Source organism: Albidovulum aestuarii (assembly GCF_029961185.1).
GTDB lineage: Bacteria > Pseudomonadota > Alphaproteobacteria > Rhodobacterales > Rhodobacteraceae > Albidovulum > Albidovulum aestuarii.
In genome coordinates, this window is the sequence record NZ_JASBQQ010000008.1 from 27,984 (window position 1) to 41,686 (window position 13,703).

General features: G+C 60.4%; 14 protein-coding genes and 1 pseudogene. 1 reads left to right on the top strand and 14 read right to left on the bottom strand.

Annotation, left to right across the window (positions count from 1 at the left end):
- Positions 1 to 2: 2 nt before the first annotated feature.
- Genes QKW60_RS16330 through QKW60_RS16345 form a run of 4 tightly spaced genes read right to left on the bottom strand, consistent with a single transcriptional unit; the run spans position 3 to position 4,094 of the window.
- Positions 3 to 1,580 (bottom strand): ABC transporter permease, encoded by a 1,578-nt coding sequence (locus tag QKW60_RS16330; protein WP_282370236.1) that lies wholly within the window; start codon positions 1,578 to 1,580, stop codon positions 3 to 5.
- The gene (locus tag QKW60_RS16335) at positions 1,570 to 2,340 is read right to left on the bottom strand and encodes an ABC transporter ATP-binding protein (RefSeq protein WP_282370237.1); all 771 of its coding nucleotides are present in this window, start codon (positions 2,338 to 2,340) and stop codon (positions 1,570 to 1,572) included. Before QKW60_RS16335 ends, QKW60_RS16330 begins: the two co-directional genes overlap by 11 nt.
- The gene (locus tag QKW60_RS16340; protein ID WP_282370238.1) at positions 2,340 to 3,308 is read right to left on the bottom strand and encodes an ABC transporter substrate-binding protein; all 969 of its coding nucleotides are present in this window, start codon (positions 3,306 to 3,308) and stop codon (positions 2,340 to 2,342) included. Before QKW60_RS16340 ends, QKW60_RS16335 begins: the two co-directional genes overlap by 1 nt.
- Before the next feature lie 39 nt (positions 3,309 to 3,347).
- A complete protein-coding gene (locus tag QKW60_RS16345) occupies positions 3,348 to 4,094 on the bottom strand; it encodes a 5-formyltetrahydrofolate cyclo-ligase (protein WP_282370239.1) in 747 nt (248 codons plus the stop codon).
- Between the two features lie 124 nt (positions 4,095 to 4,218).
- On the opposite strand from QKW60_RS16345, the gene QKW60_RS16350 reads away from it, so the two are divergent.
- Entirely contained in the window at positions 4,219 to 5,067 is an 849-nt protein-coding gene (locus QKW60_RS16350) for a MurR/RpiR family transcriptional regulator (protein WP_282370240.1), read from the top strand.
- Positions 5,068 to 5,524: 457 nt separating this feature from the next.
- On the opposite strand, the gene QKW60_RS16355 is transcribed toward QKW60_RS16350, so the two are convergent.
- The 10 genes and pseudogenes from QKW60_RS16355 to QKW60_RS16400 all read right to left on the bottom strand — a co-directional run bounded on the left by QKW60_RS16355 (position 5,525) and on the right by QKW60_RS16400 (position 13,265).
- A complete protein-coding gene (locus tag QKW60_RS16355; RefSeq protein ID WP_282370242.1) occupies positions 5,525 to 6,157 on the bottom strand; it encodes a tyrosine-type recombinase/integrase in 633 nt (210 codons plus the stop codon).
- Positions 6,158 to 6,410: 253 nt separating this feature from the next.
- Positions 6,411 to 7,553 carry a M24 family metallopeptidase gene (locus tag QKW60_RS16360; RefSeq protein WP_282370243.1) on the bottom strand — a complete coding sequence of 381 codons (1,143 nt, stop codon included), beginning with the start codon at positions 7,551 to 7,553 and terminating at the stop codon, positions 6,411 to 6,413.
- Between the two features lie 17 nt (positions 7,554 to 7,570).
- Entirely contained in the window at positions 7,571 to 8,407 is an 837-nt protein-coding gene (locus QKW60_RS16365; protein WP_282370244.1) for an SDR family NAD(P)-dependent oxidoreductase, read from the bottom strand.
- A gap of 27 nt (positions 8,408 to 8,434) precedes the next feature.
- Positions 8,435 to 9,421: a threonine ammonia-lyase gene (locus tag QKW60_RS16370; RefSeq protein WP_282370245.1), complete on the bottom strand. Its 987-nt coding sequence runs from the start codon at positions 9,419 to 9,421 to the stop codon at positions 8,435 to 8,437.
- Positions 9,418 to 10,170: a GntR family transcriptional regulator gene (locus QKW60_RS16375; RefSeq protein WP_282370246.1), complete on the bottom strand. Its 753-nt coding sequence runs from the start codon at positions 10,168 to 10,170 to the stop codon at positions 9,418 to 9,420. The genes QKW60_RS16370 and QKW60_RS16375 overlap by 4 nt, the downstream gene beginning before the upstream one ends.
- Before the next feature lie 10 nt (positions 10,171 to 10,180).
- Complete coding sequence (gene ehuA, locus QKW60_RS16380) at positions 10,181 to 10,957, bottom strand: ectoine/hydroxyectoine ABC transporter ATP-binding protein EhuA (RefSeq protein WP_282370248.1); 777 nt, start codon at positions 10,955 to 10,957, stop codon at positions 10,181 to 10,183.
- Positions 10,947 to 11,618: an ectoine/hydroxyectoine ABC transporter permease subunit EhuD gene (ehuD, locus tag QKW60_RS16385; RefSeq protein ID WP_282370250.1), complete on the bottom strand. Its 672-nt coding sequence runs from the start codon at positions 11,616 to 11,618 to the stop codon at positions 10,947 to 10,949. Before ehuD ends, ehuA begins: the two co-directional genes overlap by 11 nt.
- Positions 11,618 to 12,343 carry an ectoine/hydroxyectoine ABC transporter permease subunit EhuC gene (gene ehuC / locus QKW60_RS16390; protein WP_282370252.1) on the bottom strand — a complete coding sequence of 242 codons (726 nt, stop codon included), beginning with the start codon at positions 12,341 to 12,343 and terminating at the stop codon, positions 11,618 to 11,620. The genes ehuD and ehuC overlap by 1 nt, the downstream gene beginning before the upstream one ends.
- A 58-nt stretch (positions 12,344 to 12,401) precedes the next feature.
- Positions 12,402 to 13,103 (bottom strand): annotated as a pseudogene (locus QKW60_RS16395) (transporter substrate-binding domain-containing protein); the annotation flags it as partial.
- 12 nt (positions 13,104 to 13,115) lie between these two features.
- The gene (locus QKW60_RS16400) at positions 13,116 to 13,265 is read right to left on the bottom strand and encodes a hypothetical protein (protein ID WP_282370256.1); all 150 of its coding nucleotides are present in this window, start codon (positions 13,263 to 13,265) and stop codon (positions 13,116 to 13,118) included.
- Positions 13,266 to 13,703 lie beyond the last annotated feature (438 nt).

The following is a 13,703-nucleotide window of genomic DNA, read 5'->3' on the forward strand; positions in this document are numbered from 1 at the left end:
CATCACTCCACCGTCTGCATGCCGAGATGCGTCAGTGTCCGCCGCTCAACGAACAGGATCGCGTAGTAGAAGGCGACGGACAGGCAGACCGATACCGCGGCGACCGTCCAGATCATGCCGTAGTCGAGATAACCCCTCGACTGGTTCAGGAGGTTGCCCAGCCCCGTGCCTGTGGCCAGCCATTCGGCGATCATCACGCCCAGCAGCGCGCGCGGCACCGTCAGGCGGGTCGCCGCGAAGAGATATGGCAGCGCGGCCGGGATCGAGACCATCCGAAGCTCCTGCCAGGCAGACGCGCCATATGCGCGCGGCAGGTCAAGCACGGATTGCGGTACGCGCTGGATTCCCTGCACGAGCAAAACGAAGGCCGGAAAGAACGTCACCGAAATCGTGATCCAGAGCGTGACCGATGTGCCGCGTCCGAGGATCAGGACCAGAAGTGGCGTCAGAGCGACAAGCGGCATCGTCTGGGTCACCAGCGCGACCGGCATGAACGTCTTGATGAATCCGGGAAACATGCGGGCCGAGATTGCAAGCAGGAAGGCGAAGCTCAGCCCCGCGATCATGCCGACCGCCGTGATCGGCAGGGTTTGGGCCAACGCAGCCAGAAGTTTTTCCCGTGCGGCAGGCGATGTGTCGGACAGAAAGAGGTAGTCCACGACGCCAAACGGGGTCTTCGCGATCAGGTCCGGCACGCCCGTCAGCTTGATGAACGCCCACCACAGGACAAAGGGCAGAAGCGCCGCCCCGGCGAAGATCGCCATTCGCAGGGGCAGCGGCTTTGCCGTGCCGTCGCCGACACCGGGGATTGCGGTGTTCAGCGTCACGGATCGGGTGCTGCCCAGGGTGCGGGCGGAGATGACTGCGAACACAAGATAGCTCAGTCCGGCAATCAGCGTCGCAACCAACCCGATACCCCAAAGCCGGGCAGGTTCTCCCCGGCCAAGGGAGCCGAGCAGGTAGGTGCCGAGCCCCCAGCGTCCACCGCCGCCAAATTCCGCAAGGATAGCGCCTAGGACCGCGTTGGGCGCTGCGATGCGAAGACCGCTGAGGATGTCGGGCACGGCACCGCGCAGGCGCACTAGCTTCATCACCAGCCAATCCTTGCCGCCATAGGCCCGTACGACGTCTGCCGCACGGGTATCGAATTGAGACAGGCCTACGACCGTTGCACTCATCGTTACGAAGTAGACGCCGAGCGCGGCGAGCGTGACCCGCGGAGCCATGCCCGACAGGGTCAGTACCAGGATCGGTGCGATGGCGATGGGTGGCAGGGCAAAGACCGCAATATTGAAGCCCCGCGTCAGCCGCAGCAAGGTCGGGAAAAGAACGAAGAGTATCCCCGCGCCGACCGCGACGACATTGCCGATCAGGAACCCCATGACCGAGGCATAGACCGTCGCCCCGACATGGCCGGGATAATCGGCACGGTCTATCCAGAGCCGGACGAGAATCTCGCTCAGGCCCGGTAACGCTCCCCCAGCGATCCAGTCCATGCGCCCCACGATTTCCCAGACGAGGAGCAGTATCGCGAGATTGAGAAGAGTCCGGCTGCGAAGAAATCCCGTCCTACCCGTCATGAAGCACCGTCGCGATCTTGTCGCAGAGCGTATGGAACTCCGGCGCGGAGTAGAGTTCATTTCTGCGCGGACGTTCAAACGGGACTAGAATGATGTCGACGACACGCCCCGGGTTGGCATGCATGACCACCACATAGTCGGCGAGGAAGACGGCCTCGTCTATGCCATGGGTGACCAGAAGCGCCGTCGATTTCGATTCCAGCCAGATGCGCTGCAATTCTATGTTCATCTGACGCCGACGGATCTGGTCGAGCGCGCCGAAGGGTTCGTCCATGAACAAGACCTCGGGCGCCGTGATCAGCGAACGGGCGATCGAGACACGCTGGCGCATACCGCCGGACAGCTGGCCGGGCAGCGAATTCTCGTAGCCTTTCAACCCGACCAGTTCGATCAATTTCGCGATCTCATGGCTGTATTTGGCAGGGTCCCGTCCCAGAACCTCGAGGGGGAGCGAGACGTTGCGCGCAACGCTCCGCCAGGGAAGGAGGGCGGCGTCCTGAAACGCCACCCCCGTAACTCCGGCCGCCGTTGCCGCCGCGGGTGGCTGACCCGCGATCCGGACATCGCCGCTGTCATAGTCCTCAAGCCCCAGTGCAATCCGCATCGCCGTCGACTTGCCGCAGCCAGACGGCCCGATAAGCGCAGTGAATGACCCGGGCGCGCAGTCCAGGTCCATATCCCGCAGCGCTTCGACATCCGCGCCCCGCCCACGATAGGTCTTGCAGACGGCGCGCAGATGGATGCCCTGATCGTGGTGCATCAGATCTCCTCAAGCAGCGTGGTGTCGAACATCTCGCGCGTGCCGTTGATGCCGACGGCCCTAAGCGCCTCGAGGCTTTTTGCAATCGCGTCCTCGGACATTGAAAAGATCCCATCGGGCGCGACGATCAGGTCCTTCTGTGCGGTGTTGAAGAAGACCTCGTTGTCGATGGTTCGGCCCGTCCCCTTGAACCAGGTTTCTTCCCATTGCGGCGGGTAGACGGACGGATCGGCAAGGTTTTCGTCCCAGCCCCTGCGGCTGGCCCGCAACCAGGCCACCAGCTCTGCCCGCTTCGAGGCGAGCGTTTCTTCGGTGACGACGACGGTGTCGTTGAACAGCGTGACACCATGATCGTAAAGCAGGAAGGACTGTGCCTCTTCGCCAAGCCGGCTGATGGTGTAGGGAACGTTGGTGGTGAAATCGAGCGAGGCGTCGATTTCGCCGCTGACAAGCGGGGTGGGATCATAAGCATAGGGCACGATGTTGACCGCGCTTCGATCAATGCCGTTCAGGCTGAGCAGTGCCTCGACGGTGACGGTGTTCACCGGCGGCACGGCAACGGTCTTGCCGACCAGGTCCGACGGCGTGTTGATCGGGTTCTTTTTCAGCGAAACGATCCCGATCGGGTTCTTCTGATATTGCGCGCCAATGATCTTGAACTTGGCGCCCTGTTCCGAAATGGCGCGGATCGTCGTATCTGGCGTGGTCAGCGCCAGGTCCGCACGCCGGGCGATGATTGTGCTTTCCGGTATCACGTCCGGCCCGCCCGACAGATAGGTCAGGTCCAGGCCCTCTTCGGCGTAGTACCCCTTGTCCATCGCAAGGAAATATCCGGCGAATTCGGCGTCGTTGATCCAGGCCGCCTGCATCGTGAGCGGCGTGGCGGCAAATGCGCGACGGGGCAGCCCGATGGCGGCGGTCGCGGCCGTCGCCTGAAGGAATGTCCGGCGATTGAGTGTCAGTGTCATTATTACCTCCCTTGACCGGCAGCACGCGGCTGCACTTTCCTAAGTTGACGGCGCCAGCCCCTGCATGGCGCGCAGTTCCTGCAATGGCGGGGTCTGTTCGATCTGTTTGGGATCAAGAAGATCCCAGATGACTCCGCGCGGGCGCTTGGCCCGCCGTTCAACCTTGTGCAGCTTGCTCGGCGTGGCGATGTAATCGACAAGAATATCTGTCGGGCTCGGGTGGAGTTTTTCTTGAACGACTTGACAGTCATGGACGGCTGCGACGACCGGCGTGTCTTCGCCCACCAACCCGAGATCGGTGAACATGCCCCATTCAAGGTCGAAAAACCCATGCCCCTTGCCGAAGCGGACACCATCGACAGAGACGGCTGAGGCGCCTGTGACCAGGAAGTCAATTCTGCCGTGCCGCGCGACCTCCTCCAGCGAAATCGGTACGCCGAAATGCTCCATACCGTCCAGCCAGGCGGCATAGAGCTCATGACCCTTCGGGACGCTTCCCGGCTCGATATAAAGAAAACCGCGATAGATGCCATAGGTCGACATGAAGAAAGGCTTACCCATCTCGATCAGTTGCCGACGCAGGTCCACCAAGCAGTTATCGGGCGTGATGAACAGAAACTCGGCCTCCTTGCAGGCCGGCATGTCGAGGATGCGGCTCGTCGCGATCTCTGATCCTTCGAAGTCCGGTATGACCTCTGCGAAATTCTTGTCGAACCTCGTATCCGGTTTGGCGACGTCCTTCAGCTTGCTCCAGATCTGCTGGCGAATGATGTTTGATTTTGACACGCGGCGCCCCTACTGTTTCAGATAGCTGTTTCATTGTTTCAATCAATGTTCCAGCGTTCCAGAATTGTGAAACACGAGTTTCACTCAGTCAAAGAAAAAAATAAGTATATGAAAAGGCTAATGTATGTCGACAAGACTGTCCCTGAGAATCCAGGAACGGATCAACCGACTGACGAAAAGCGAGCAAAAACTGGCTCGGGTGATTCTCGAGTCACCGACGCTTATTGAAACGCATACTGCAACTGAGCTCGCGAGCATTGCCGATGTATCCAAGGCGACCGCCGCGCGCTTCTTTCGGGCACTCGGTTATGCCGATTTCGACGAGGTGAAACTTCAGGCGCGGGAAGAGCGGAACCGTACCCAGCCCTACAGCTATTCAGAGTCGCCTCAAGGCAGCACGGTACTGGGACGGAAGATCAGTGAACACCTCGAGCTTGAGCTGACGAACATCACACGCACCTTCGAGGAGATGGGGCCGGAATCCCTTCGGCAGGCATCACGCATGATCGCGGACGCGCCGCGGGTCTGGTTTCTTGGGCTTGGCGCCGACGCCTGGCTGGCGCGTTACGCACGCGTCACTTTCTCCCGCCTGCGCCACAACGTGAACGTACTCGGCACGGGGGAAGGTGCCTTGGCCGAAGATCTCGCGATGATGGGGCCGCGCGACGTACTGGTCACTATGGTTCAGGGACCGCAATCCAGGGAACTGAAGGCGATCCTGTCCTTCGCGCGGACGACCCGTGTGAATATCATAGCGATCACAGATCACAGCAATCTGGCGCAGGCCAAGCGCTTCTCCGATCTCGTCCTGCGCTGCCATATCGCGAATTACGGTCTCATCGCCACCTATACCACCATGGTCAGCCTGCTGCGTCTGCTGGCGGTGTCATATGTCGGACATGTCGGCGAAACCGCCGTGCAGCGCACAGGCTTGATCGACGATATCAATGAGGAACTTGACGTATTCGGCTAGTGAAGACGGGTTTATCCAAAACGAGTCGGTTGCCTAGAAATGAGCATCCAAGGCTCGTATTTCTTCAGCATACTACCGACCGGTGAGTCATCATTTAGCTCATGCAAAAGTGATTGAAATGTGCGTATGCGGCCGAGGCAGACCTCCCAGTTCTTCGCTCGCTTCGAAGCGACATTGGCGTAGTCACAGCGCATGGCCGCGATGTTCCTCCCACCAGTCAATTCGGCAATATGGATCGAGGTCTGCTTCGGGAAGGCTGCACTGCAGCGTCAGGGACGTAGATCAGTGACCGCAAAGGGCTGAATGAAGACCAAACCCAGCATTGCATCCCGTGCCATCGTCAGATGTTTTACCGCCGCGATCCACACGAATGGCAGCAATGCGGGTTGCGACGGCAGCATCGCAGGTAGCTGCTTGATGTCGGCTCTGGGCCGCCCGCGTCGGACTGCCCTTTGGCTCAGATTTCGACGGCTTCAGCGATGGCCAGCGCGTCTTCGAGTTCGACGCCGAGATATCGGACGGTGCTGTCCATCTTGGTATGTCCCAGGAGAAGCTGCACGGCACGCAGATTGCCGGTCTTGCGATAGATCTCGGCGACCTTCGTCCGGCGCATCGAATGCGTCCCGTAGGAACTTGGCTCAAGCCCGATCGACGTCACCCAGTCGCGCACAAGGCGGGCATATTGGCGGGTTGAGATATGAAGCCGCTCATGAAAGCGTCCGGGCCAAAGGTATTCTGACCCGATCATCAGCGGGTTTCTGAACCAGTCCTCCAGCGACTTTCGCGTTCCCTCGGAGAGTTCGAAGCGCACCGGCTTCTGTGTCTTGCTCTGAATGATCGAGGCGCGTTCCTTCACCTGTCCGGCGGCATAGACGTCGGCGACCTTGAGTTTCACAAGGTCGCAGCCCCTGAGCTTGCTGTCGATCGCGGTGTTGAAGATCGCGAGGTCGCGGATGTTCCCGGCCAGTTCGAGCCGGACCCGGATGGCCCAGACATGTTTCGGCAGCAGAGGCCGCTTCTGGCCGACGACACGGCCCTTGTTCCAAGCGGGGCGGCAGGCGCGGATGGCGGGAAGATTGGCAATGGTCATGGCATCTCCTCCGATCCGCCACATACCGCCCATCACCAACCAAACGTTGGCAATTTAGAATAGCATGGTCAGATAAAGCTGAGGAAAGAGTCCGTTCGGAGCCAACCTGAGGACCGTGGGATCGCCTCCGAAACATGCCAACCAGGATCTGACCTCGAGGCCAGAGAGGCAGCCCAAAGCAGCGATCCGGGGCTTTTCGTTTCATGATTCCTAGAAAATATGCGACAAAACCCGCCCGCTCCCAGTGGCCAGTTCAACTCTGTCCGGTAATATGTAGGCTCAAATCTCCCGCGCCAGCAAGGCGGACGAGTGACGTATCATTCATTCCGAACGTGCCGCCAACCAGCGCCCCGATCTTCTTGTCGGCATTCAGGATGCACGTGTGCATGACGAAGGTCATTCCACGATGGATCGGCTCAGCGTTCGTCCGGGTGATGCCGAACGGTTCCAGCCATGTCGGCGGATACCCGATCCCTACGCTGTATCCGAACCGCATGGCGAAGACATCGCCCAAGCCTTCGCCGGACAGGATGTCGAGAGCGGGCGCCTCGATTTCGGCAGCCGGAATCCCGGGACGCGCCACCGCGATGCCGGCGGCGAGGCACCTGCGGGCCGTGTTGTAGAAGTGGCGGGCCTCGGACGTAGGGGGCGCGCCGACCGCGACCGTCTGAATGCCGACAGCGTGATAGCGATTGTGGACTGCACCAAACTCTGCGTGCAAAAGATCGCCGGGTTCGAGAACACGTTCGGTCGGCGTGCCGTGAACATGATGGGACCGATCGCCCGAGGCCAGTTCGACCGGAACGGCCCAGTAATCTGAGCCAGCGTCGCGCAATGCGGCTTCGATGCCGGCCGCGACCGCCATTTCCGTAGCCCCAGGAACTGCCGCCCTTCGTAAGGCGGCCAAACCTTTCTCAGCATAGGTCCCCGCAATCCGCATCGCCTCGAATTCATCCTGCGTCTTGAAGGCCCGCAGACGGGCAATTGGAACGGAGATATCGATCGGGGCCATCATCCCCGATGCCTCGATGATTGCAATTGCAAGGGCGTGGTTCAGCGCCGCCGATTGGGCATCCCAGCCATATCTGCCGTTCGTGCCGATATTGGACCCGAGCGCTTCGGCGATGGCTTGTGCCGGGCTTTCGATGCCGAAATCATAAGCCCGGACGTCCATGTCGGCGCCGCCATGGGGCAGCATCGGGGCGTCCGAGCGCCAGATGACCATGACAGGTTTCTCAAGCCTTGGCGCCAGGATAAGCGCTTGCGGCGTGTTTACCCCGGCAAAGGAATCATGCCCGAGAAAGTAGAACTGCGCTTCGGGTGAAAAGAGGATTGCCGCGTCTAGGTCGAGAACCTCGATGAGCGCCTTGGCCTTTTCCAGTCTTTCACAATACATTTCAGATGATCCCGGTTTCACGCGGCCGGAAGAGGTTCCGAGGCCAGCCCCGGCCGGACGCCGAGCCCCATGGATGCGTCGATGACGCTGCCATGAAGCGGGGCCGAGTAGCTGCTCGCAAGAAAGAGGATCAGCGCCGCGATTTCGGCCGGTTCGATCAACCGCCCCTTGGGCATCCGAGCGACGAAGGCACCACGGGCGTCGGGCGCCATCCTGTCGAGTGTGCTAGCCCGCAACATTCCCGTATTCACCGCGCCCGGACAGACGGCAAAGACGTCCACGCCGTCATGGACATGCTCTGCCGCCAGCGCCCGGGTCAGGAAGGCAATCGCCGACTTGCTCATGCCATCGGAGAGACGGAAACCCGGAATCTGTGTGACGCCGCCACCAACCGAACTCAGGTTTATGATCTTGCAGGGCGCATTGCCTCCCCGTGCCTCGCGTTCGGTCAGAAACGCCTGGGTCATGGCCAATGTCCCGTCCGCGTTGATCTGTAGCATCGCGCGATCCTGCTCGCCGGGCGTCGCGCCATAAGCAGCAACCGTGGCTGAGCCGACCGCGGCATTGTTGACGAGGATGTCAATTTGCCCCCAAACCTCAAATGCCCTCCGGAGGCAGGTTTCGACGGAACTTCTTTCCATCAGGTTCAAGGGCAGCGCAACGGCCATGCCGTCGAAGCCATCCGCAAAGGCTTGGGCTGCTGGCGGGTCTTCAAAGCCGTCGGCATAGGTAAAGACGACCTTGACACCATGGTCGACGAAAAGCCGGACGGTTTCCCGCCCCACGCCACCCAGACCGCCGGTGACTAATGCCGTCTGGTCGGCAAGGGTCGGGTCGATGAGGAATCGCGTCATGTTCTACCTGCCTTGTCGCTCGTTGTCTCAGTCTGGCACCCTGCCCAGAAGCGCAGTCCCGTAGCTTTCCGTGTCGATGTTGCGCCCGCTGAGAACGCACAGGACGTTGCCGGTCAGGGTCGGGTCGTTGATCGCCGCTGCGAGTGAGGTGGCCGCCGCGCCTTCGGTGACGAGCTTTGCTACATCGAACAGAATGCGCATCGCGTCCACGGTCTGTTCCAGGGTGACGACGGATGTCCGCCGGACAAGCTGGCGGGTCGCCTGCCATACCCCGTCAATGACGGTTGGCGCCCCAATCGCCTTGACGAAGGTAGATTTCATCGGGACTTCGGTTGGACATCCAGTGCGCAGGGCGGCAGTCACCGGGGTAGCAGTTTCGGCCTCTACGGCGACGACTTCGGCTTTGCTGCCCAGCCGGTGCAGGGCACTCGCCGTTCCCGTCGTCAGGCCCCCGGCGCCATACGGAGTAAGCACAACGTCCACATCGGGCAGCTTGTCGGCGATTTCTAACCCGATGGAGGCGTGCCCGGTTATGACAGCCTGATCGGTCACCGGGTAGATGTATTCCTCCGGCGTATCCGGCTCATCCTGCCCAAGGGCGTAGGACCAGTATTGTGCGTCCTCAACAAAGCGGACGCTTCCACCGTTTCGCTGCACCCCTTCGATCTTCGACTGGGGTGCATGGCGATACATATAGGCCGCCATCGGCACGCCCGCGATCCGCGCCGCCACCGCAACCGCGTACGCCATATTGCCCGAACTGACGGTGCAGACCCCCTTTGCGATGCGTTCTTTCGGGCGGCTCAGCACTGCATTCAGCGCGCCACGGAGCTTGAACGATCCGGCCTGGTTTCCGCCCTCGTCCTTCACAAAGAGGTGCTTGCCCGGCAGATCCAGCGGAAGCTCCACAATCGGGCTTTCGGAAAGATAGGGCGCAATCCGCCGTGCGGCTACCTCGATCTCTTCAAGCGTCGGAATTCGGACAGGTGACTTGGTCGACGGTCGCACCATCATGCCGGCCCCACGAAATACGGCACTCCCATCTGGGACGGCGTCAGGCTGGAATGATCCCGGATCAGTTCGACCGCGAGATCAACGTCACGCGCGAGCGCAGCGTTCATGAGCCCTGTATGCGCGTCGATGGACATGCGCTTTTCCATGTGTTCGATCGCACGAAGCGCGTCGGCATCGCCCTGTCCGGCACGGTTGGCAGAAGGAAGCAGGACGAAGGCCTTCTGATGGCGTCTGAAGTGGTCATAGATGCTGCGGTAGAAGGCCAGCAGGTGTTTGGCACCGGCGGCACTTACCAGTGCCATATGAAAATCGATGTGCCGCTCTTCCCAGCGCTCCAGATCGCTCAGGTTCGGATCGCGCAGATCAAGCGCACAGTTCCTGAGCAGATGGTGGGCAGACAGAATGCCGACTTCCCATTCCTCGCCGCCGCGTTCAATTGCACGTTTTAGCAGTTCGGTTTCAACCGTCGCCCGCGAGAAGACGAGGTCTTCGAAATCTTCCGCGCTCAGGCGTGTCGTATAGTAGCCGCGATTGTGCCGAAGCTGGACGAACCCTTCCGCCTCCAGCCGCGCAAGTGCCTCGCGGATCGGCGTGATGCCCAGATCGTAGCTGGATTTCAGTGCCTCGACACGCAACGGCTCATCACCTGAAATGCGCCCGTTAACGATATCGCGCTTGACGCGAAGATAGGCGACTTCTGATTTGCTGGCTTCTCTGTTGACGGGGGCCTTGGCCATTTGTTTCTTCACGCTTTGATCCTTATCTGGCTTTGGCGACCTTGCGCAGGAACTGCTGTGTCCTGGTCTCTTTCGGGGAATCAATGACTGCGTCGGGCGGGCCCTGCTCCACGATCCTGCCTTTGTCGAAAAAGCAGATCCTGTCGGAGATATCGCGGGCGAAGTCGATCTGATGGGTAACGAGCAGCATCGTGTAGCTGTGTTTCGTCGCCAGCGCACGTATCACCTCGGTCACCTCCCCGATCGTTTCGGGGTCGAGTGCCGATGTTGGTTCATCGAAGACGAGGATTTCCGGCTGCATGGCAAGCGTGCGCGCGATGGCGGCCCGTTGCTGCTGGCCGCCGGACAGCTGGGCCGGATAATGGTCCTGCTTGGACTCCATGCCGACCATTTTCAATAGATCGACGGCCCGGCTGCGGGCCTCGGTAGGTTTCGCCCCAAGTGCATAGACTGGCGGTTCGCTGCAATTCTGCAGAATGGTCATGTGCGGAAACAGGTTGAAGTTCTGGAACACCATTCCAAGCTTGGTCCGCATCCGGCGCAAATGCGCGGGCGAGGCTTCGATCAGCGCACCGCTGCGGAGTTCCTTGTTAAGCGGGATGCCGTCGATCCAGATGACCCCGTCGTCAACCGGCTCCAATGTCATCAGGCACCGCAGGACGGTGGTCTTGCCAGACCCCGAGGGGCCGATGATTGACACCACCTCCCCCGCGCCGATGGACAGGTCGAGCTGGTCCAGGACCGTGAGAGACCCGTAGCGCTTGCTGACCGCTTCAAACCGGATCTTCTCATCTGCCATGGCGCATCTCCGGGATCATGTGGCGTTCCACGATCTTGATAAAAACGGCGGACACAAGGCTGAGGATCAGGAACAGGACGCCAACGACCGTCAAGGGTTCGGTGAAGCGGTACGTCTCGGAGGCAATACGTTTCGCGGTATCCAACATTTCGGGAATCGCGACGAAGGACAGAAGCGGCGTTTCCTTGAAGGCCAGAATCAAGAGGTTGCCGAGCCCCGGGATCACCGGCCCGACCGCCTGCGGCAGGATGATGCGCCTGAAGGCCTGATGGGGCGGGTAGTTCAGGACATAGGCCGCTTCCCACTGGCCCTTCGGAACGGCCTGCAAACCGCCACGGAGAATTTCCGCCGCCGGGGCAGAATTGTAAACGCCCATGGCCAGCACTCCCGTCCAGATGGGTGGAAGGTAGATCCCGGCCATCGGCAGGACGAAGAAGAGAAAGAAGATCACGACGACAAGAGGCATCCCACGCATGAATTCAATGAATTCCGCGGCCAGGAAGGCCAAAAAACTGATCTTTGACCGCTTGGCCAACATGAGGAAAAGGCCAAGGAACAGCGCAAGGAAGAACGACAGGACCGTGACTTCTACAGTGACCCACAATCCCGGAAGGATCCGCGGGATCACCGTTTCGAACGTGAAGTCCCACCGCCAGTCCATCAGGAACGCCCCGTCCGCAGATGACGATTGAAGCCGGTCTCCAGCAAGGCTCCGGCGAACCTGACGACTTGCGACAGGCAGAAATAAATCAGGGCAAGAACCGAGAAGATCTCGATCGTGCGGTAGGTTAACTGGTTCTGACGCACTCCTGCGGCAGTCACGTCGACAAGCGTCACGGCAGAGACGAGGGCCGTGCCCTTGAGAAGCTCAATCGTCATGTTGGTCAACGCCGGAACCGCGATGATGAGAGCCTGCGGAAGGATGATGCGACTGTATTTGCGCCACCCAGGCATATTGAGCGTCACACAGGCCTCATACTGCCCACGTGGAACCGCCTGAACCGCCCCCCGGATGATTTCGGCGCCATAGGCGCCGGCATTGAGGCTGATGCCGAGCAGCGCAGCGACATAGGGCGACAGAGTCAGCCCGAATTCGGGCAGCACGAAGAACAGCCAGAAGAGAATGACCAGCAGGCTGACGCCCCGGAAAATCTCCACATAAGCTCCGGACATCAGGCGGACCGCTGCGTTCCGCGACAGGCGTCCGAGGCCGGCCGCAACCGAGATGGCATAGGCCAGGATCGCGGACGGAATGGCAACCTGGATCGTCACCGTAAGCCCGTTCAGGAGCGCCGGCAGGAAAGACGCGACATTCGAGAAGACCGCAAAATACAGACCGCCGAGGAAGGCGATCGGTATGAGCATGGCAGTCGGGCGCGGGGTCATGATCCAGTGTCCAGATTGGAAGGCTCCGGCGAACCATAGTCGCCGGAGCCAGATTCACCTATTGCCCGCAGAGTTCCGAAACGGATTTGACTGGCGCTTCGTCAGCCGTCATCCCGTGCGCCTCGTTGATCGCAATATAGGCGTCCGTTCCGATGAAGCCACGCATGGCCTCGTTGAACCGGTCGACAAAGGCCTGATCTTCCTTGCGGAAGGCAAACGCTCCGTGGTCCACCGCCGATTTGCCGCCGATCTCATCGAAGGGCTCGACCATATCCATGTCTGCCTCAGGCAGGTTGGCAATGATCTGGCGCGCGCTCGGCGCATCCACGCCGAATGCATCTGCACGCCCCGCGCGAAGCGCCGCAAGCGCAGTCGGCGCATCCGGAAACTCCTGCACGTTTTCGCGGGCAATGCCAAGATCAAGCGCCGCCGCAACCTGAGCCGTGCCGGATACAGCCGCGAGCACGGCACCCTGCGAAAGAATGTCCTCGTACCGGTTCAACCCTTTCGGATTTCCTTTCGGGGTGATCAACGTCGCCTTGATGCCGAAGGTCGGTTCGGAGAACGCTACTTCGGCGCAGCGGCCGGGATTGACGAACATTCCCGCCGCAACGACATCGTAGCGGCCCGCCTTGAGCCCGGGTATGAGATTGCCCCAATCGGTTGCCACTTCCTCGGACACTTCGAGACCCATCTCGGACAGAACCGATTTCAGTATCTCGACATCGGTGCCAATCACGTCGCCGGAGTCGTTCACGTAGGCGAAGGGCGCTTAGTTGAAATAGGCGACGCGCACACCATCCGATGCCGCGGTATCGTTCAGGTCCTGGGCGTTTGCCCCTGTAACGGCGACCGGCGTCAGCAGAACCGCCGCTGCGACCACCCGCAGTCGAGGCATTAGTGAGTTCAAGGCAAGTCCCATTTCCAACTCCCTGTTTTCGCGCGCAAGGCGCCTTTTGAAGACGTAAATTGGTATCAGGTTAGATTCCGCATTATCTATTTGACAAGAGAGATTAAATATAATCAGGAAGAATCAGTTTAATGCATTGAATCCCAACAGGAACGTTGCGCGCACTTGGTCGACAAGTGAATGTCTCACCACCTCCCGAGATGACGCGTTGCGCGGCAACTGACGTCAAAGAGCTTCGAACGAGCGCGTTGGTTCGAGTCGGGTTCTCCGCTGTCAGTGCCGAGATCAGATGGCACTGCCGAGCCACCCCCACGGGTCCGCAGCAAGTATGCTGCGCGGCGCTCGAATGGCCGCTCTAAAGAATGCTGCACCGCACCATCTGTGCGCCGGGAAGGTCCGGAAAGGGCCGGACGCATCAGTGCAAAGGTCTACGCGGAGCCTAGATACGCC